Origin of the sequence: Streptomyces sp. NPDC005648 (assembly GCF_040605395.1) — a bacterium.
Taxonomy (GTDB): Bacteria; Actinomycetota; Actinomycetes; order Streptomycetales; family Streptomycetaceae; genus Streptomyces.
In genome coordinates, this window is the sequence record NZ_JBEXCS010000031.1 from 55,918 (window position 1) to 76,166 (window position 20,249).

Here is a 20,249-nt window from a genome sequence, read left to right on the forward strand (position 1 = left end):
GCTCTCTCCCTCTTGGAAAATTACCCCCCGGGGTATCCGTTCACCACGGTAGCAGATATACCCAGGGGGGTATTTTCAGAGGTGCTTTCAGAGACTGCCGGAGGCGACCGGATACCGGTGGACGGGTGGCAGGCCCGTCAGCAGACCGGGCCGGACGACATCGATGACATGGGCGCTCGGGGTGAACAGGGGCTGGGCGAGCCGGGGCAGGTCGGCGGGCTCGTGCCACTCCCAGCGGTGGATGAGGTGGGGCTCCTTGACGACGGGAGCGCCCCGGTACGAGGTGACGTGGACGGCGGCCGTGAGGCGGGGCATGCCGTGGGCGGAGTCCATCAGCAGGGCCGGCACCCGGGCCGCGTCGCGGTCCGCCTCCAGCCCTGTCTCCTCCGCCAGCTCGCGCACCGCCGCGTCGAGGAAGTCCTCGCCCGCGTCGTTCTTGCCGCCGGGCAGCTCCCACACCCCGCGCACCGACCAGCCGAGCAGGATCCGCCCGGCCGGGTCGGTGACAACCACTCCCGCGCCGGTGAGGGCGTGCGGGGAGGGACGGCCCTTGTCGGCGGTCGTGGCCTTCGCGGTCACGGTCTTCGCGGGGACGGCTTTCGGGGGGACGGCTTTCGCGGGGACGGGGTCGCGCAGGATCACGAGGGCCAGGCCGTCCACGGCGTGGCGCTCGACGACCGTCCAGCCCGCGCACAGCAGGTCGAGTTCGGCCGCGTCGAGGGCGATGCCCCGCTTGTCGTCCGGCACGGACTCGGCGACGGGCGTGATCACGCAGAGGGCGCCGCCGGGGCGGAGCCGCTCGCGCAGCCGGTTCAGCAGACGCGTGCGGTCGTGGACGAAGGCCCAGCTGAGCCGAAAGGAGATCAAGTCATAGGCGGGATGCGGGAGTTGGTCGAGCGAGTCGCGCTCGATGTCGAAGAGGCGGTAGACCACCGGCCCTTCACCCGAGACTCGGGCGGCTCCGACGCCGGCCCCGGCGGCCTCGGCCATCGCGAGGGCTGCCGGGGCGTGGTCCACGGCGTCGACGTGGTAACCGGCCTTGGCGAGGTGGCGGGCCAGTTCCCCCAGTCCGCAGCCGGCGTCGAGGGCGAGGCCGCCGCCCTCGGGGGCGGGGACGTGCGCGGCGAGCAACTCCCGCTCCCAGTCGCGCAGTGCGCTGAAGGTCCTGCCGCTCGCGTAGTGGGCGTCCCACTCGTCGCGTGTCGTGTCTCCCACGGTGAGGCTCCTTGCCTGATCGGTCCGTCCGAACAGGGAGTCCTACCCGTGGGTGTGCGAACGGGCGCACCCGGAGCCTCAGGCCCCGGGTGCGCCCGGCCTACCGCCCGGCCTACCGCCTGGGGTCGCCGATGCTGACGAAGCCCATGAGCTTGGGGCTGGTGGCGTTTTCGTAGAGGACATCGCCGCCGGACCTCTTCCAGATCCTGATGCGGAAGCTGTCCGGAGCGGCGGTCGCGGTGATACGGAAGGCGTAGCCGCCGGTGCCGTTGACCGTGCCGGAGCCCTGGTAGACGGCCCGGGAGCCGGTGACCACGAGCCAGTCGGAGCCGGTGGAGCGGAACTGGAGCCTGGCCGAGCCGAGTTCGAGGGAGGCCTGACCGGTCGGGGTGGTGGCTCCCTCGGCGTAGAAGGCCGTGAAGAAGAAGGCGGCCCTGCCCGTGAGGTCCGGCCCGGCCGGGTAGGCGCCGGCCGGTGAGGTGAAGACGCCGGTGCCGAACACGGGCCCGGCGAGGCGGTCGTAGGCGACCAGCTCGGGGAGCGTCCTGCTGTCCGTGCCGCCGTCGTCGTCGGTGACGGTGACGACGGGACGGCGGATGCCGGCCCTGGTGTAGATGTGCTCGGCGCGGCAGCCGGAGGCCGTGACCGTGCCGGGCCGCGGGGCGCTGCCGTCCTTCCAGTCGACCGCGCAGGTGTGGGTGTCGCCGGTGCCCGGGTCGGTGAACTCGGCTTCGACGACGGCTCGTCGGCCGACCGGGACCGCGGAGCGCGGACCCTCGACGGTGGTGATGGCCGGCGCCGCGTTGCTCACCGTGACGGTCGCCGTGTCGTGGCTGCGGCCTCCGGTCAGGGTGGCCGTGAACGTGCCGTCGTCGGTGCAGGTGATCGTGGTCCTCGCGGACGAGGGGTCGGCGAAGGAGCAGGGCGCTCCCTTCTCGACCGTCCAACTCGGGCTGCCCGCACCGGAGATGGTGCCGTTCAGGGCGATCGCGTCGCCCTCCTTGCCACCGGCGTCGCCACCGGAGTGCACGATGGTCACCGGGTCGATGCTCGTCAGGGTCGGTACGACCTTCTCGATCAGGCCGTCGGAGTCGAACTCCATCTTGTCGATGGTGGTTTCGCGATGGGTGCCGTCACCGCCCGGGATGGCGAACCGGTGGTAGGCGATGTACCAGTCGTCGGTGTTCGGGACGTGGACGACACTGTGGTGACCGGTGCCCTTGATACCGAGCGAGAGATCCTTGGAGAGGATCACGCCCCGCTTGGTCCAGGGGCCGGTGGGGGAGGGGCCGGTGGCGTAGGCGACCCGGTAGTTCTCGTCCCGGGTGTCGTTCTCCGACCACATGAGGTAGTAGGTGCCCTCGCGCTTGATGACGAAGGAACCCTCGTTGTAGCCGCTCGGGGTGATGTCCTCGACCTTCGCGGTGTCGAGGGACGTCATGTCGTCGTTCAGCGGGACGACGTAGGCGTGGCCGTTGCCGAAGTAGAGGTACGACCGGCCGTCGTCGTCCGTGAAGACCGCCGGGTCGATCATCTGCCCGCTGAACTCGCCCGCCTTCAACAGTGGTTGACCGAGGGCGTCCTTGAAGGGGCCGGTCGGCGAGTCGGAGACGGCGACACCGATGTTGGCGTCGGCGCAGAAGTAGAAGTAGTACTTGCCGTTCTTCTCGGCGATCGTCGGAGCCCAGGCCCGGCTGTCCGCCCAGGAGACGTCCGGACCGAGGTCGAGGATGACACCGTGGTCCTTCCAGTGGACCAGGTCGGTCGAGGAGTACGCCTTGAACTGGGTGCCGCTCCAGCCGTCGTAGCCGTCGCCGGTCGGGTAGAGGTAGAAGGTGTCGCCGAAACGGACGATGTTCGGGTCGGCGTTGAGCCCCGGCAGGACCGGGCTCCTCATGACGAGCGCCGAGACCGTCCAGCTGCGTCTGGTGCCGTCGGAGCCGGTCACCTCGTACGTCACCGGCTTGCTGAAGTCCTGCACGCTGCCCGAGGCCGGGCTGATCGCGGCGCCGTGGGCGAGGGTGAACTCCGGTGCCAGGGAGGTGAGATCGGTGCCCTCCCGCATCGGGAGGGTGATCTTGCCGTCGGCGTCGTCGATGATCGGGTCGACCTTGGCGCCGGACACGGTCGCCTGGGCGATGCCGGCCGTGTTGCCGCTGAGCTCCATGACCTCCGCGGCCGACAGCGCCCGGTCGTAGATGCGGAAGTCGTCGACCTCGCCGCCGAAGTACGGGTCGGCCGAGTAGAGGGAGCGCCCGATGTAGCCGGAGTAGTCCTTGTTCGCGTCGTACAGCTCGGACGGCTTGATGGTGGTCGTCGTACGGGCCACTTCGACGCCGTCCGAGTAGAGGACCATCGTGCCGGTGGAGCCGTCGAGCGTCACCGTGACGTGGTGCCACTCGCCGGGCGTGAGCCGGGAGCCGCCGGTCAGCTTGGACTCGGCCGACCAACTCGCCTTGGTGATGGCCGAGTAGAGGCTGGAGCCGCCGTTGGAGGGCGTGGTGAACAGGTACTTGTCGCTGTCGGGGCCGAGCCCGAACAGCCACTGGAAGCTCTGACCGCCCTTCCACTTGGCGTACGCGGACACGGTGACACTGTCGGCGTTCCTCAGCACACCGTTCGGGATCTTCACGTACGGCGAGGTGGCGGAGTCGCCGGACATCCTGAACGAGCCGCCGTGCACTCCGGTGCCGAAGTCGGGCGTACGGACGTAGGTGCCGTGGTAGCCGTGGCCGCTGGAGTCGACCGCGATGTTGCCGGACGTCTCGTCGAAGTCGTAGCGCAGAAGCAGGTCGGCGGGGACGTCGGCGCCCTGCTCGTCCACCGTGACCCGGGCGCGGACCGGGATCGCGGCGCCGTCCGGGAGACTGCCCGTGACCGTGAAGGTGCCGGGCCGGGCGTACGCGGACTCCGGTACGTCGTCCCAGGTGACGGCGACGGGGCGCTCGACGCCGTCGGCGTACGTGGCGATGACGGTGGCCGGCAGGACCGGGGCCGCGCCGACGCGCGTCTTCACCGTCACGTCCTGGACGCCCTCCACCAGCTGGTCGGGCTGGTAGGCACGCAGCAGCCGGTCGTACTCGGCCTGGGTGACCGGCAGGACCGTGCCGTGGCGCGGCTTGGCCGGGAGGTCGTAGCCGGTGACGGGGGTCCATCGGCCGGAGTCGAGGTCGGTTGTCTCGAAGGGGATGTAGCCGCGACCGCCGAACTCGTCCAGGAACGCGTACCACTTGTCCTCGGTGTTGGACTTGAACACCAACGGGCCCTCGGCGGCACTCATCGCGCCCTTGCCGATGCCCTCGGCGACCGGGTCCCAACCACCCAGGATCGAGTCGCTCTTCTCCTCGAAGACGAACTTGCTGTTGGGCGTGGAGGAGCTGTTGTCGCGCTCGTCCTTCGAGAGGCGGTAGTAGGTGCCGTTGTTCTGGATCATCGTGGAGTCGATGACCGACCAGCCGCGGTCGATCCAGACCTTGGGCTCACTGAAGGTGTAGAAGTCGCGGGTGGTCGCGTACATCATGCGGTTGTACGTGTCGCCGGAGTGGTCGGCGTCGTCGTACAGCTTCGACGCCCAGAAGACGACGTACTCGCCGAGCCTGCTGTCGTAGAACGCCTCGGGTGCCCAGGTGTTGCCCGCGCTGTCGGGGGAGATCCTCACCAGGCGCTGGTCGGTCCAGTGGACGAGGTCGGTGGACTCCCAGACCATGATGGACTTGCTGCCGGTGCGCTGGGCGGCGTCCCAGTCGCCGTTGCCGTAGATCCTCAGGTCGGTGGCGATCTGGTAGAACTTGTCGCCCTCGGGGGAGCGGATGATGAACGGGTCGCGCAGGCCCTTCTCGCCCAGTGTGGAGGTCAGCACGGGCCTGCCGTCGTTCAACTCCCGCCAGTGCAGCGGGTCGTCGCCCTTGCTGAGGGCGTTGTAGATCTGCTCGCCGTCCTCGGTGCCCTCGCCGGTGAAGTAGCTGAACACATAGCCCTTGAGGGCTTCCTTCTTCGGGAGTTCGGGGACCTTCGCGGTGAAGGTGCGGGTGGCCCGTGCCTCGCCCTTGGCGACGGTGGCGGTCAGGTCGACGGTGGTGGCGCCGTCCCCGTGCGCGGGGCGGTGGACGCCGCCGTCGGCGGAGACGACGTCCGGGTTCGCGGAGGACCAGGTGACGTCGGTGCCGTAGTCGCCTCGGGCGGGCAGGGTGAGGTTGCCGCGCACGTCGTCGACGTCGTGGACGACGAGGCTCTCCGCGGCCTTCTCGGTGGCCGTCCGGTCGTCGAAGTCCGGCAGGACCGTCACGTCGAAGGACTTGGTGTCGGTGACGGTGCCCTTCTTCAGGGTCGCCGTGAGTGTGGCGTGGGCGGCGGGGCGGCCGGCGGTGGGGCGGGTGACCTTGCCGGAGCCGGAGACGACGGAGGTGTCGTCACTGGCCCAGCTGATCGAACTGCCGCCCGCCGTACCGGTCTTGGGCAGGTCCAGGTCGGCGGTGACGGCGCTGGTGTCGCCCAGGCTCAGCGCGGCCTTGTCGTCGGCGACACCCTGGGTGTCGACGGGGAGGGCGAGCCGCTCGACTTCGGAGGCGGTGAGCGCGCGGTCGTAGACCCGGAAGTCCCGGATACGGCCCTTGAAGAGCCTGTCGCCCGAATACAGCGACCTGCCTATGTAGTTGGCCGTGGTGGCGCCGGAGCCGATCGAGCCGGGGGTGATGGTGACCGAGGTGTTCCGGCCGACCTCCGCTCCGTCCTCGTACAGGACACCGGTGTTGCCGTTCTGGGTGTAGGTGAGGCGCTTCCACACCCCGCGCGTCAGGTTGTGCGAGTCGCCCGGCCTGGTGGTCTGCTCCGTCGACCAGTTGCCGGTCGCGATCGAGGTGCGCAGCGAGTTGCCGGTCGTGAAGAGATAGCCGTTGCCGTTGGAGCCGCTGGAGTTGCCGAAGCCGTAGATGAAGTACGGCGAGGCCTGCGCGGAGTCGATCAGCACGTCCGTCGAGACCGTGATCGCGTCCATGCCCTTCATGACGTCGTCCGGCACCTTGATGTAGGTGCCGGAACCGTCGAAGGCGAGCCCCTGACCGGTGGCCGACCAGTCGGCGGTGCCGTTGACCGTGCCGTCACGGCCGTGGCCGGAGGCGTCGGTGACGCTGGTGCCGGAGGCGCCGTCCAGCTTGTACCAGAGGGCCAGTCCGTCGGTGACGTCCGTGGGGTCCGCCGCCCGCGCGGGGGAGAGCGGAGCGGCGAGACCCAGGAGCAGCGAGACGGCGGCCAGACCGGCGAAGCGGCCCGCCCGGCGTCTCGCGCGAGGGCGCGGACGTACGAAGTAGGTCATGTGGGGTTCCCTGCTGAGGCATGGCTGACGGGGGGCGAGCAAGGCATGGGGGAGCGAGCCGGCAACGGGCGCCTCGACGGCGGGCGCTGATCGTTTCGGCGGTGTGACCTCGTGTTGCGAGAGTGTCAATCGGGGTGCGGCGCAACGTCAAGAGGTTTCGAACGATGTCCGACCTGCCGAACGACCCGTTCGGCGGGTCGTCAACAGCCGGGCGCGGAGGCTGTGTTGAGGGAGGGCTCTACGAGTGCAGCGTGCGGTGCGGCGAGCGGTCGTAGCTCTGCCGGTAGAGCGCGGCGAAACGGCCCGCGTGGTAGAAGCCCCAGCGCGCCGCGATCTCCGTGACGGTGGCGCCCGTGCCCGGGTCGGCGGAGACGAGGTCCTGGTGGGCGTGGGCCAGACGGACCCGGCGCAGATGGGCCAGTGGCGTGGTGTCCAGGTGGCGGCGGAAGGCGTACTGCAGCGCGCGGACGGTGACATGGGCCGCGGCGGCGACCTCGGCCACGGTCACCGGCTGGTCGGCGTGGTCCTCCAGGTAGGCCAGCGCACGGCGCAGCGCGGCCGGGTGGGCGTCCTGCCGGTCGGTGCCGGTCGGCTCGGTCAACGCCGTGTTGGGGAACGCGGCGAGGACGCTCGCGGCGAGGTGCTGGGCGGCGGTGGAGGCGACCAGCGGCTGATCCGCCACGGCGGGGACGGCAAGTACATGGTCGCGTACGTAGCTGATCGTGCTCCGCAGCTGCTCGGCCGCGGCGGGTGAATGCGGACGGTGCCCGGTCAGGCGGACCGGCCGGCCGTCGGCGGCGTCCGCGGCCACCTGGGTCAGCAGGGCGGGGTCCAGCATGGTGATGTTGTAGCGGGCGCTGCAGACCCGCCCCGCGTACGGCAGCTCCGGGGGCGCGAACGACACCACGTCGCCGGGGCCGAAGGAGTCCTCGACGCCCTGGTAGACGTGGTCCTCGATGGTGCCCTCGTGGACGACGCAGAGACAGATCCGGCCCAGAGGGGTGACGGCGTAGCTCATCTCGAAGTCCAGGTCGAGCTCGTCGACGCTGACCGAGTCGATGGCGGTGCGGCGGATGTGTGTGTTGCTGGTCTCGGCGGTGCCGTTGCCGATGCGCATCCTGGCGTAGGCCTGGCTGAGGAACTCCTCGGTACGGTCCAGGTCGTCACTGTGGAATGTGAGCGTCTGCATCCATTCCAGGCTACGTGGCTTCTTCGTTTTGTGGACCGGCGCCTGTGACGTCGTTCGTTCACCGGCTCGCGCGGGCGTTCCGTGGCGGACCAGGGTGGGTGGAATGCAACGGAACGGTGGCGCATGACAGAAATGAGCGGTCCTCGCGGGGTGCAGGACCCCAGCGACCTCCTGGAGAGGATCGCCGCCCTCCAGCAGGAGGTCGGCCAGCTGCGCCGCGCCCTCGCCGCCCACGCCATCGTCGACCAGGCGATCGGGGTGCTCAGGGTGGTGTACGGCCTGGGGTCGGAAGAGGCGTGGGACGTTCTCCAGCAGGTCTCCCAGCACACCAACACCAAGCTGCGCGGCGTCGCCGCACACGTCCTGCGCTGGTCCGGCCGGGGGGACCTGCCGGAGGAGATCGCCGCCGAGCTGACGGCAGCGGTGAGCGCCGCCCAGGAGGACCCTTGCGCGGCACAGGCCGCCTCGGGTGTATGACCAGCACCCTCCGAGCACCCCTCGGCCCCCCACCCCTGCAGACCCCACCGACCAGGCCCCGCCCGGCCGACGAGGGGGTGCCCGGGCGGCGCACGGGGGGGCGGCCGGACGGTGGGGGGCGTCCGGGCCGTTGCGGGGGTCTGGGGGGTGAGGGGATATCTGGGGCTGAAGGGGTGTCTGCGGCGAGAGGAGATGCCTGGGTCTGAAGGGGTGTCTGGGCTGTAAGGGACGCCGGAGCGGTGAGGGGGTGTCCGGGCGGTGGGGGCGTGTGCCTGCGAACCGGGTCTGCCCGACCGAGGGGCAGCGGGGCGCGGGGTGAGCGGAGTGGCTCGGGTGGGTGGTTACGTCCCGGGTGTGAGGGGCGCCCGGGGCGGTGCGTCTGGGGGTGAGGCGACGGCTGGGGCTGAGGGGCATCTGGGGCGTAAGGGGGCCTGAGCGGTGAGGGGGTGTCCCGGCGGTGGGTTCTGCGAACGGGTTTGTCCGGCCGGGGTGGCGGCCCGGGCGGTGAGCGGGGCGGCTCGGGCTGTGAGGGGCTCCCGGTCGTAAGGGGGCGTTCGGGCCGTGCGGAGGCGTCTGGGTCCCGATGGGGCGCGGTGGCCGTAAGAGGGGTGTTCCGGTCGTGACGGGGCGTCCGGGATGGGGCGGGACGTTCGGGTTGGGTGGAGTGCCCGGGTGGCGAGGCGATATCCGGCCGTGAAGGGGTGTCTCGTGGGCTGTGAAGGGGTGGCTCGTGGGCCGTGATGGGTGCTCTGGGGGCTGAGGGGTGTTCGGGAGGTGGGGGTTGGGTCAGGCTACGAGGGCCTGTTCTGGGCCCAGGCGGGTCAGTAGCCGGGGGCGGTGCAGGTCGGCGATGGGGGCCAGCAGGTCGGGGTGGCGCAGCAGGGCCGCCGCCTCGCGGTCGAGGTCGTCGGGTTCGACCAGTCGCCGGAACTCCAGCGGCGTACCGCGGGTGTGCTCGCCGTCCGCCAGCCCCGCCACCGCCCGCGCCGCCAACTCGGGGTCGATGAGCAGACAGGCCGCCCAGCTGGCCACGACCTCGTCGACCCAGCTGCGCCAGGACCAGTCGTCCGCCAGGTCATCCGGCTCGGCGCCGCCGATCCGGTCCAGCGCGGCCGAGCCGCCGGTGCCCGCGACACCGACCAGTCCCGCGTCCATCGCCGTCGGGTAGCACAGCCACGCCGAGACGGTCACCGCCTGACGGGCCTGCACCTCGCACAGCGCGGAGGCCAGCGCGCCGCCACAGGCCGGATAGGCGCGCGTCAGCCATTCCGTGGTCGCCGCGATGAGAGGGGAGAGATCTGCGAGCACCGAGGTCCGTCCAAGCCGCCTGCGGGGAAAGGGGACTGAAACGGTAGCCCGCCTCAGGGACGGAAGGACATGCCCGACCCCTGCCCACCGACGTGGCATCGGCCACACAGACCCCGGCGGCCGGACCGGAAAACCGTGCCCGATGCCCTCGGCGGGGCGGGGCGGGGCGGGCCTTCGAGTCGCCTCGCCCCGCGAGGGTATGCGAGGCGGGGGTTGCGGTCGTCATGCCTGTGAGACGCGGCGGGCCCGCCAACTTGGCGGGGCGGGGCGGGCCTTCGAGTCGCCTCGCCCCGCGAGGTATGCGAGGCGGGGGTTGCGGTCGTCATGCCTGTGAGAGGCGGCGGGCCCGCCACCTCGGCGAGGCGGGTGGGTTTCGAGCCGTTACAGCACGCGAGGCGGGGTGGGCTTCGGGTCGCCGCGCGCCGCGAGGGTATGCGAGGCGGGGGGTGCGGTTGCCATGCCTGTGAGACGCGGCGGGGCCGGCCAACGCCGTGCGGCGGGGTGGTTTTCGGGCCGTCACGCGTGCGGGGCGGGGCGGGGAGCGGCCACCTCGTCGTAGTAGGCCTCGGCCGATGGGCCGAGTACCTCATGGGCCTCCAGGAACATCTCGTGCGCCTCGTGACCCACCCAGCCGGCCGGGAGGAGCTCGGTCGGCAGGTCCGGGTCGCGGAAGGGGAACTTGCGGTAGTCGTACGTCAGCCGCATCCGCTCGACCAGCGCCTCCTCGGGGCCGAGGTGACCCGCCCGGTACGAGGGCATCCGGCTGCGATAGGTGCGCAGCAGCTCCCGGTAGTCCTCGTTGAGGGCGGCGAGATCCCAGCTCCGGGCCGCCATCTCCCGGTCGACGGGCAGGCCGCCGGACTGACAGCGCAGCGTGTCGAGCCGTACCGCCGGCTCGTCCGCGAACTTCTCCCGCACCTGTCGCAACCGGTCGTGCGGGGAGACGTAGGTGGACGGCGCCAGCGGTCCGAAGCCGAGCCAGGCCAGCTCCTTGCGGATACGGTCCCGCACGCCCCGCTCGGTCTCGGGCACCGAGTAGATGACCATGTACCAGTGCCGGTCCCAGTCGGACGGCGCCCGGTCGAAGATGCGTGAGCGGCCCTCGTCGAGGAGCTGCAGGCTGCGCCTGTTGAGCGAGTAGAGCGTCTCCCGGCCCTCCCGCCGCACATCGAACCAGCCCTCCTTCCGCAGCCGCGCCAGGACCACCCGCACCGTGTTCTCACCGACCCCGAAGCAGTCCATGAGGGCGCTGAGCGTGCGCAGCCGGGCGGCGCCGCCGCGGTAGCGGACGTAGTCGCCGAACAGGTCGAAGACGATCGATCGAGGCTTCACGGAACCGACTATGTCACACGGACGGCCGTTGCGAGAGTGCATCGCAATGCTGAACAAGGACGGACAGTGCGGTGCAGAGCCATCCATCATTGCGTAACAAATCATTGACGTCCGTGGAACGAGTGACACACACTGCTGGTGTGCGGGCCGGGCCCGGGCCGATACTGGACGTGGAGGGACGAACCATGGTTTCTCGGATCGCTTGTGTGGGAGGCGGCCCCGGCGGGCTGTTCTTCGCCACGCTTCTCAAGCAGGCCGATCCATCGGTCGAGGTGACGGTCTTCGAGCGGAACCGGCCGGACGACACCTTCGGCTTCGGCGTGGTCTTCTCCGACGCGACCCTGGCCGGCATCCATGCCGCCGACCCCGTCCTGCGCACCGCCCTCACGGAGTACGGGCGCCACTGGGACGACATCGAGGTCCGTCTGAAGGGCGAGCGCATCCGTTGCGGTGGCAACGGCATGGCCGCCATCACCCGCAGGACCCTGCTCCAGCTGCTGCACCGACGGGCCGAGGAGGTGGGCGTCGAGGTGCGGTTCAGCCACGAGATCCCGGCCGATCCGGCGCGACTGGCCGACTACGACCTGATCGTGGCCGCCGACGGCGCCAACTCCCGCTTCCGCGACCGGCTCGCCGACGAGCTGGTGCCCGGGGTGGAGGTGGCGACCGCCAAGTTCATCTGGTTCGGGACGAGTTACCTCTTCGACGGCCTCACCTTCGTCCATGAGCACGGCCCGCACGGCACCTTCGCCGTGCACGGCTACCCGATCAGCGACGGGGTCAGCACCTTCATCGTCGAGACGGACGAGGAGTCCTGGCGCAGGGCCGGGCTCGACGCCTTCGACACCTCGCAGCCGCCGGGCCCGAGCGACGAGAAGACCAGGCGGTATCTGGAGAAGCTCTTCGCCGAGCAGATCGACGGTCATGAACTCCTCGTCAACAACTCCCGCTGGGGCAACTTCCGCACCCGCCGCGCCCACCGCTGGCACAGCGGCAACGTCGTGCTGCTCGGCGACGCCGCCCACACCGCGCACTTCTCCGTCGGCTCCGGCACCAAGATGGCGATGGAGGACGCCATCGCCCTCGCCGGCAGCCTGCTCGCCCACCGAGACGACCTGCCGGCCGCGCTGGAGGCCTACGAGGCGGCGGCCCGGCCCTCGGTGGAGAAGATCCAGGCCTCCGCCCGCCCCAGCCTGTCCTGGTGGGAGCACTTCGGGCGCTACCACGACGCGTTCGGGCCCACCCAGTTCGCCTTCCACTTCATCTCCCGCAGCATCGGCAAGGAACGGATCGCGCGCCGCGACCCGCGGTTCGTCGAGCGGGTCGTCCAGGACTGGCGGGCCCGGCACGAGGGCCGTGCGCCGTTGGAGACTCCGGTGCGGGTGGGGGAGCGGGAGTTCGCGGGGCGACTGCTGGACGCGGTCCACGTCCAGGAGCTGCCGGGCGCACTGTGGCTCGCGGCTCCCGACGGGGAGGCGGAACTTCCCTTCGTATACGAGGAGTTGGGCCGAGCCCTGGCCGGAACCCGGCCGCCGGACCTGGTGGCCGTGCACGGCGGGACCGCCCTCACCCGCCAACTGATCGCGGAACAGGCCCGGTTGGTGCACGGCGTGCCCGCGCTGATCGTCGAGAACGACATGAACGACGACCGGGCTGAGACGCTCCTGCTGTCGGGCCGCACGGACCTGGTGGGACGGGCATGAACACGAACCCGATCACACAGCCGCCCGCGCCCCCGACCGCCGCCGAAGCTCCCGGACCCGGCGCGCCGGGCACGCCGCTCGCACGGCCCGGCTCGAACCTGACCCCGCTCCTCGCCCCCAAGGGCGTGGTGGTGATCGGTGCCTCCCGGCAGAGCGGCAAGCTGGGGGCGGCCATGGCCCGCTCGCTCGCCGCCTTCCCCGGCACCCGGGCGCTGGTCAACGCGCGCCGGCCGGAGTCCGCCGACGGCGTGTACGCCTCCGTGGCCGAGGCGGCCGCCCATGCCGACGGCCCCCTCGACCTCGCCGTGCTGTGCGTGCCCGCCGCCGGCTGTGCGCAGGCGCTGGCCGAAGCGGCCGCCGCCGGCTGCCGTGCCGCGCTGGTCTGCGCGGGCGGCTTCGGCGAGGCCGGGCCGGAGGGCGCGGCACACGCCGAAGAGCTGCTGCGGGTCGCCCGGGAGACCGGTGTCCGCCTGCTCGGCCCCAACACCTCGGGCTTCTTCGCCCCGCACCTCTCCCTCACCGCCAGCTTCGTGCCCGCGGCGGGGCGGCTGCCGGCCGGCGACATCGCCGTGGTCGCGGCCAGCGGGGGCGTCAACCACGCCCTCTCCTTCGACCTGGCCACCGCGGGCAACGGCATCAGCCTCGGCGTCGGCATCGGCGCGGGCCTCGACGTCACCGCCGCGGACGTCCTGGAACACCTGGCCACGGACGGCCGTACTACCGCTGTCGCGCTGCATCTGGAGACCGTGCCGGACGGCCCACGGCTGGTGGCGGCCGTACGCCGGCTCGCCGCCGCCAAACCGGTCGTCGCGCTGGTCGTCGGCCGTACGGACATCGGGGACTTCGCCCGTTCGCACACCGGCGCACTCGCGACCTCCTGGCGCACCACGCGGGCCGCGCTGCGGCAGGCCGGGGCGGTGGTGGTGGACGACGAGCGGGAGCTGGTCGACGCGCTCACCGCGCTGTCCCGCGTGCGCCTGCGCCCGCACCCCGACCCGGGACTCGGGATCGTCACCGCCCAGGCCGGCCCCGGGCTGCTGCTCGCCGACCGCGCCGGCACGGACGGCATCCGGACCCCTGAACTGGCCGGGACCACACGGCGGACACTGGGCGGGCTGCTGCCCCCGCTGACCTATCAACGCAACCCCGTCGACACCGGCCGCCCCGCGGACACCTTCGCGCGTGTCCTCGCCGCCACCGCCGCCGACCCGGCGATCGACCTCCTGTCCGTCTACGCCCTCGCCGAACCCGACAGCGTCGACCTCGTCACGGCCGTCCAGGACGCCGGCCTCGGCCCGGACTCCCCGGCCGTGGTGGTCGTCGGCGGACTGCCCGAGGACGTCACCGAACAGCGGGCACGTCTGCACAAGGCCGGCATTCCGGCCCTCACCGGCCCGGCCTCCGCCGCGAACGCCGTACGGGCCCTGGTGGCGGACGCGCGGCGACGGGCCGGGGGAGACGGAGCGCGGCAAGGGGGCGTAGGAGAGGGCCCGCCGCCGGGGCATGCGTCGGCTGCCGCGGGAGCCGACGCCCTGGTGGTCCCGCCCGGTCCGCTCGACGAGGACGCCGCGAAGTCCTTCCTCGGCGGGCTCGGCATCCGCACCCCTGTCCGGGTCGCCTGCGACGGCCCCGGTGACGCCCACTACGCGCTGCGTCTGCTGGGCGGGCCGGTCGCGGTGAAGGTGCTCGACGCGACGATCCTGCACAAGACGGAGATCGGCGGGGTCCACCTCGGGGTGAGCACCCCGGAGGAACTCGACGCCGCGCTCGACGCCATCGGCCCCGGCCGCCGCTGCCTGGTCGAGGCGATGGCCCCCGACGGCGTCGACCTCGTCCTCGGCGCGCGCCGGGACCCCGTGTTCGGACCGGTCGTCCTCGCGGGACTCGGCGGTACGGCCGCCGAGGCGCTCGCCGACGTGGCGATCCGGCTGGCCCCGCTCTCGGTCGCCGAGGCATCCGCGATGCCCGGCGAACTCGCGGCCCGTGCCCTGCTCGACGGCTGGCGCGGCGGACCGGCCCTGGACCGGGCCGAGTTCGGCCGCGTCGTGGCGGCCCTCGCCGCCGCCCTCGCCGCGAGCCCGGACACCGCCGAGATCGAGATCAACCCCCTGCGGCTCACCACCGACGGGCTCATCGCACTGGACGCCGTGATCGTCCCAACCGCCGCAACTGAAACAGCTGATCCCACTGATCCCACTGCTCCAACCGCCCCGCCCGCACAGGACCGCTAAGGAGACCGACCATGCCCAGGCCGAGCAGCGAAGGAGCTGTGCCCTGGCCGGCGGAGTACGCCGGACGGTACGCGGACCGAGGCTATTGGGAGGGCCGCGCGATCGGCGACCTCCTGCACGACGTGGCGTCCGGCGCGGCGTCCGAGGCGGTCGCGCTCGTCGACGGCGACCGGCGGCTGACGTACCGTCAACTCGCCGCGCGGGCCGACGCCCTGGCCCTGCGGCTGGCCGCGCTCGGGCTCCGGCCGGACGACCGGATCGTGGTGCAGCTGCCCAACACCGCCGAGTTCGTGATCCTCACCTACGCGTGTCTACGGCTCGGTGTCATCCCGGTGATGGCGCTGCCCGGACACCGCAGGCACGAGGTCGGCCATCTGGTCGAGCACAGCGAGGCGGTCGCCGTCGCGGTCCCCGACCTGCTCAAGGGCCACGACCATCAGGCGATGGCGTTCGAGATCGCCGAGCGGTCGCCCACTGTGCGGCATGTGCTGGTGCTCGGGGACAAGGTCGCCGACAACGCCGTGGATCTAAGGGAGTTGTGCGAGGCGCCGGGCACGCCGGCCGACCGCGCCGCCATGGACGCCCACCGGCCCGAGAGCCGCTCGATCGCCGTCTTCCTGCTCTCCGGCGGCACCACCGGACTGCCCAAGCTCATCGCCCGAACGCATGACGACTACGTCTACAACGCGCGCCGCAGCGCCGAGGTCTGCGGATTCGGGGCCGACACCGTCTACTTCGCCGCGCTGCCCCTCGGGCACAACTTCCCGCTCGCCTGCCCGGGGTTGCTCGGGACGTTGCTGAACGGCGGCCGGGTGGTGCTCGGTTCACCCAACCCCGACAAGGCCTTCGCGCTGATCGAGAGCGAGGGCGTCACCGCGACCGCCGTCGTCCCGGCCATCGCCCAGCGCTGGCTGGACCACCGCGCCGACCACCCGGAGGCCGGCCTGGACTCCCTGCGGGTGCTCCAGGTCGGCGGCTCCCGGCTCGCCGACCACATCGCCCGCCGCGTCCGCCCCGAACTCGGCTGCACCCTCCAGCAGGTGTTCGGCATGGCCGAGGGCCTGCTCAACTACACCCGCCTAGACGACCCCGAGGAGGTCATCTGTACGACGCAGGGGCGGCCCATGTGTGACGACGACGAGCTCCTCGTCGTCGACGAGCTGGGCGACCCGGTCCCCGACGGCACCCCGGGGGTCCTGCTCACCCGCGGCCCGTACACCCCGCGCGGCTACTACCGGGCCGAGGAGCAGAACGCCCGTGCCTTCACCGCGGACGGCTGGTACCGCACGGGTGACATCGTGCGACGGCGGCCCGACGGCAACCTGGTCGTCGAGGGCCGCGACAAGGACATGATCATCCGGGGCGGGGAGAACATCTCCGCCGAGGAGATCGAGAACTTCGCCTACCAGACGCCCGGTGTCGCCCGCGCCGCCGCCGTCGCGATGCCCGACGCCCGGCTCGGCGAACGCGTCTGCCTCTACGTCGTAACGGAACCGGGCCACACGGTGACCCTGGACGACGTCCACCACGTGATGGAGCGGGCGGGCGCGGCCCGGTTCAAGTTCCCGGACCGGCTGGTGACCGTCCCCGAGCTCGCCGCCACCAAGGTCGGAAAGACCGACAAGAAAGCCCTGCGCGCCGACATCGCGCGCCGACTCGAAGCCGAAGGAGCCCCCGATGACCACTGACCCGGTCATAGCCCCGACGGAGACGGACCCCGAACTCCGCAAGCTCTACGACGACTTCGCGGCATCCGGACTCATCCCGCTGTGGACCGAGATCGGCGACCTCATGCCGCTCACCCCCAGGCCCGAGGCGGTCCCGCACGTCTGGCGGTGGGACACCCTGCTGCCGCTGGCCCGCCGCTCCGGCGACCTGGTGCCGGTCGGACGCGGCGGCGAGCGGCGCGCCATCGCGCTCGCCAACCCCGGCCTCCCGGGACGGCCGTACGCGACCCCCAACCTCTGGGCGGCGGTCCAGTACCTCGGTCCGCGCGAGGTGGCCCCCGTGCACCGGCACTCGCAGGGCGCCTTCCGGTTCGTCCTGGAGGGCGAGGGAGTGTGGACGGTCGTCAACGGTGACGCCGTCGAGATGCGCCCCGGAGATCTGCTGCTCACCCCCTCCATGCACTGGCACGGCCACCACCATGTCGGCGACGCCCCCATGGTCTGGCTGGACGGTCTCGACATCCCCCTGGTGCACCGACTGGACGCGGGATTCTTCGAGTTCGGCGAGGACGACGTCTCGGACCGCTCCACGCCGGCCCGCTCACGCGGCGAACGGCTCTGGGGACACCCGGGACTACGCCCGATCGGCGCTCCCACCGGCACCAACTCCCCCTTCATGGCCTACCGTCGGGCCGACACCGACGACGCCCTCACCGCCCAGCTGGAGCTGGAGGACGAGGGACACCCGGGTGTCATCGAGCCCGGCCACGCCGGTATCCGCTTCACCAACCCCGCGACCGGTCGGGACGCCCTCGCCAGTCTGCGCACCGAGATGCACCGTCTGCGCCCCGGCGCCGTCACCGCCACCCGCCGCACCGTCGGCTCCTCCGTCTGGCAGGTGTTCCGCGGCAGCGGCACCGTCACCCTCGACGGCCGCGAGAGCGAGGTGTCCGCCGGTGACCTGATCGCCGTCCCCTCCTGGTGCGCCCTGACCATCGCCGCCGACACCCCGCTCGACCTGTTCACCTTCAACGACGCGCCCGTCTACGAGGCGCTCGACCTCGCCCGCACCGAAACCTCCCGGAGCAGCGCCTCATGAAGCTCGCCACCATCCGCACCGCCGACGGCACCGCGGCCGTCCGCCTCGACGGCGACACCGCCGTGGAGACCGGAGCCCCCGACGTCGCCGCCCTGCTCCGCCTCCCCGACTGGCGTACGGCGGCCGCCGGTGCCCACGGCCCGGTGCACGAGGTGGCCGCCCTCGACCTCGCCCCGGTCGTCACCACCCCCGCCAAGATCTTCTGCGTGGGCCACAACTACCGCACCCACATAGCCGAGATGGGCCGCGAGATGCCCTCCTACCCGGCGCTCTTCGGCAAGTTCGCCAACGTCCTGCTCGGTGCCCGCGACGACATCGTCCACCCGGGCGAGACCGACCAGCTGGACTGGGAGGCCGAACTCGGCTTCGTCATCGGCTCCCGGCTGCGCCGCCGGGCCACCGGCGAGGAGGCGGCCGCCGCGATCGCCGGCTACACCGTCGTCAACGACATCTCCCTGCGCGACTGGCAGTGGCGCACCCCGCAGTGGCTCCAGGGCAAGGCCTGGGAGGCCAGCACCCCCGCCGGGCCCTGGCTGGTCACCGGCGACGAGATCGACGACGCGGCCGACCTGGAGCTCCGCCTGGAGGTGGACGGGACGGTCATGCAGCGCTCACGCACCTCCGACCTGCTGTTCACCCCGGCGGACATCGCCGCGTACCTCAGCACGTTCACCACCCTGGAGCCGGGCGACCTCGTCCTCACCGGGACTCCGGGCGGGGTGGGCGCGGCCCGCGAACCGAAGGTGTTCCTGAAGCCCGGACAGACCGTACGGACGGTCGTCGAGGGCATCGGGGAGTGCGTGAACACGGTCGTCGAGGACAAGCCGTGAGGGAGACCGAGCGGGTTCTCGCCTGGGTGGCCGAGGGACAGCGCAGGCTGGAGGAGGCGGTCGGCTCCCTGGAGCCCGACGCGGTCGCCGCGCCCTCCGCCCTGCCCGGCTGGACCCGCGGCCATGTCCTCGCCCACCTCGCGCGCAACGCGGACGCCCTGGTCAACCTGCTGGACTGGGCCCGGACCGGCATCCCCACCCCGATGTACCCCTCGCCCGACCGCCGGACGACGGACATCGAGGCGGGCGCGCACCGCCCCCTGGCCGAACAGACCGCGGACGTAAGGGAGTCGGCGGCCCGTTTCGCCAAGGCGGCCGAGGCGCTCTCCGAGGAGGCCTGGTCGGCGACGGTCGTCAGCGGACGCGGGCGGGACATCCCGGCCTCGGAGGTGCCATGGCTGCGGGCCAGGGAGGTCTGGATCCATCTGGCCGACCTGGACACCGGTTTCGGCCCGGAGATCCTGCCGCCCGACTTCGCGTGGGCCCTCGTGGAGGACGTGGCGGGGTGGATGTCGCCCCGTCTCGCCAAGGGCGCCGAACTGGTCGCCGAAGGCTTCGGCACGGTCGCCCTGGGCCCGCCCGCCCCGGGTGCCACGGTCACCGGGCCCCCGTACGCCCTCGCCGCCTGGCTGACGGGCCGGGGCACCTCCGAAGAACTGCGGGCCGAGGGCGAAGTGCCCCTGCTGCCCGGCTGGTTGTGAGACTCGATCAAAGGAGATCGGTATGAGCGAGACCTTCGTCCTGGTGACCGGTGCCTGGCACGGCGGCTGGGCCTGGCGCCCGGTGGCGCGGGAGCTGCGGGCCGCCGGCCACGACGTGCACACCCCGACCCTCGCCGGGCTCGGCGCCGACGACGACCCGCGCGGCGTGACCCTCACCGACTGTGTGAACAGCCTCGTGGACTACGTCGAGGGGGCCGACCTGACCGACATCACCCTGGTCGGCCACAGCTGGGGCGGCTACGTCCTGACCGGCGCGGCGCCCGGACTCGCCTCCCGGACACGGCGGTTGGTGTTCTGGAGCGCCTTCGTGCCCAACGACGGCGAGTCCTTGATCGAGGCATGTCCGCCGCACTACGGCGAGATGTTCCACGCCCTCGCGGCCGCCTCCGGCAACGACACGGTGACCCTGCCGCTGGAGGTCTGGCAGCAGGCCTTCATGCAGGACGCGGGCGAGGAGGCCCAACGCCTGGTGCACTCCCTGCTCGTCCCGCAGCCGCTGGGCACCTTCACCGAGAAGCCGGACACCTCGGCGTTCGCCGCGCTCGACATCCCCACCGCCTACATCCTGTCCACCGAGGACCTCTCCCTCCCAGGTGACTGGGCGTGGGCGGGCCGCTTCCCGCAGCGCCTGAAGAACCCTCTGGTCCTGGAGACCCCGGGCAGTCACGAGAGCTGCTTCACCCGCCCCGCGGAACTTGCCGACGCGTTCATACGGGCCTGCGCGGTGTGAGAATGCCGAGCCCGGAGCAGCCGTAATCCCGTTTCCAGCGGCTGATATTCTCCGGGCTCATGAGCGACCTTGTTTATGTGGGAAACGCAGGTATAGACGCACCGCTGGACCGAGGATGGCTCCTTGGCCACTTCAAGGAGCCGGACGATCCTCGGCACAGCGATGCGGTCGAGGTGAAATGGGGCGTTCATCCTCGTGGTGACGAGCGGCCGCAGTGGGTGCGGGGTGAAAAGCGGACCGCTCTGTTGGTGCTCATCAGCGGCCGATTCCGGGTGGAATTCCCCGAGCGCAGCGTAATTCTGGAACGACAAGGGGATTACGTCGTCTGGGGTCCCGGAGTCGACCACTCATGGTTCGCGGAAGAGGAATCCGTATTGCTGACGGTCCGTTGGCCCTCAGTACCCGGTTATGCGGTGGCACGGGAATAGATTCCCC

14 protein-coding genes are annotated in these 20,249 nt (G+C 71.7%); 9 read left to right on the forward strand and 5 right to left on the reverse strand.

Translation table 11 applies throughout. From position 1 onward, the window contains the following. Positions 1-87: 87 nt before the first annotated feature. The 3 genes from ABZT17_RS19710 to ABZT17_RS19720 all read right to left on the reverse strand — a co-directional run bounded on the left by ABZT17_RS19710 (position 88) and on the right by ABZT17_RS19720 (position 7,715). A complete protein-coding gene (locus ABZT17_RS19710; RefSeq protein WP_356350575.1) occupies positions 88-1,215 on the reverse strand; it encodes an NUDIX domain-containing protein in 1,128 nt (375 codons plus the stop codon). A 112-nt stretch (positions 1,216-1,327) separates the two neighbouring features. After that, positions 1,328-6,526, reverse strand: a complete 5,199-nt coding sequence (locus ABZT17_RS19715; RefSeq protein ID WP_356350577.1) for a family 43 glycosylhydrolase — start codon at positions 6,524-6,526, stop codon at positions 1,328-1,330. A gap of 238 nt (positions 6,527-6,764) precedes the next feature. Then, positions 6,765-7,715, reverse strand: coding sequence for a helix-turn-helix domain-containing protein (locus tag ABZT17_RS19720; protein ID WP_356350578.1), 951 nt, complete (start codon positions 7,713-7,715; stop codon positions 6,765-6,767). Positions 7,716-7,838: 123 nt separating this feature from the next. Here ABZT17_RS19720 and ABZT17_RS19725 point away from each other — a divergent pair, with 123 nt between their 5' ends. Next, the gene (locus ABZT17_RS19725) at positions 7,839-8,192 is read left to right on the forward strand and encodes an ANTAR domain-containing protein (RefSeq protein WP_356350580.1); all 354 of its coding nucleotides are present in this window, start codon (positions 7,839-7,841) and stop codon (positions 8,190-8,192) included. Between the two features lie 786 nt (positions 8,193-8,978). On the opposite strand, the gene ABZT17_RS19730 is transcribed toward ABZT17_RS19725, so the two are convergent. Further along, positions 8,979-9,500, reverse strand: coding sequence for a hypothetical protein (locus tag ABZT17_RS19730; protein WP_356350582.1), 522 nt, complete (start codon positions 9,498-9,500; stop codon positions 8,979-8,981). Positions 9,501-10,016: 516 nt separating this feature from the next. Beyond that, entirely contained in the window at positions 10,017-10,832 is an 816-nt protein-coding gene (locus tag ABZT17_RS19735) for a PaaX family transcriptional regulator C-terminal domain-containing protein (RefSeq protein WP_356350584.1), read from the reverse strand. A 185-nt stretch (positions 10,833-11,017) separates the two neighbouring features. Here ABZT17_RS19735 and ABZT17_RS19740 point away from each other — a divergent pair, with 185 nt between their 5' ends. Genes ABZT17_RS19740 through ABZT17_RS19775 form a run of 8 tightly spaced genes read left to right on the forward strand, consistent with a single transcriptional unit; the run spans position 11,018 to position 20,242 of the window. Next, positions 11,018-12,535 carry an FAD-dependent monooxygenase gene (locus tag ABZT17_RS19740; protein WP_356350585.1) on the forward strand — a complete coding sequence of 506 codons (1,518 nt, stop codon included), beginning with the start codon at positions 11,018-11,020 and terminating at the stop codon, positions 12,533-12,535. Continuing rightward, on the forward strand, positions 12,532-14,766 hold the full coding sequence (locus ABZT17_RS19745) for an acetate--CoA ligase family protein (RefSeq protein ID WP_356350586.1): 2,235 nt from the start codon (positions 12,532-12,534) through the stop codon (positions 14,764-14,766). The genes ABZT17_RS19740 and ABZT17_RS19745 overlap by 4 nt, the downstream gene beginning before the upstream one ends. An 11-nt stretch (positions 14,767-14,777) precedes the next feature. Then, complete coding sequence (locus ABZT17_RS19750) at positions 14,778-16,454, forward strand: AMP-binding protein (RefSeq protein ID WP_356350587.1); 1,677 nt, start codon at positions 14,778-14,780, stop codon at positions 16,452-16,454. Then, positions 16,444-17,532 (forward strand): cupin domain-containing protein, encoded by a 1,089-nt coding sequence (locus ABZT17_RS19755; protein ID WP_356350588.1) that lies wholly within the window; start codon positions 16,444-16,446, stop codon positions 17,530-17,532. The genes ABZT17_RS19750 and ABZT17_RS19755 overlap by 11 nt, the downstream gene beginning before the upstream one ends. After that, complete coding sequence (locus ABZT17_RS19760; protein WP_356350589.1) at positions 17,529-18,362, forward strand: fumarylacetoacetate hydrolase family protein; 834 nt, start codon at positions 17,529-17,531, stop codon at positions 18,360-18,362. The genes ABZT17_RS19755 and ABZT17_RS19760 overlap by 4 nt, the downstream gene beginning before the upstream one ends. Next, entirely contained in the window at positions 18,359-19,063 is a 705-nt protein-coding gene (locus ABZT17_RS19765; RefSeq protein ID WP_356350590.1) for a maleylpyruvate isomerase family mycothiol-dependent enzyme, read from the forward strand. The genes ABZT17_RS19760 and ABZT17_RS19765 overlap by 4 nt, the downstream gene beginning before the upstream one ends. Before the next feature lie 22 nt (positions 19,064-19,085). Further along, positions 19,086-19,814 (forward strand): alpha/beta hydrolase, encoded by a 729-nt coding sequence (locus ABZT17_RS19770; RefSeq protein ID WP_356350591.1) that lies wholly within the window; start codon positions 19,086-19,088, stop codon positions 19,812-19,814. 59 nt (positions 19,815-19,873) lie between these two features. Further along, positions 19,874-20,242 carry a signal peptidase I gene (locus ABZT17_RS19775; RefSeq protein ID WP_356350592.1) on the forward strand — a complete coding sequence of 123 codons (369 nt, stop codon included), beginning with the start codon at positions 19,874-19,876 and terminating at the stop codon, positions 20,240-20,242. The last annotated feature ends 7 nt before the right edge of the window (positions 20,243-20,249 follow it).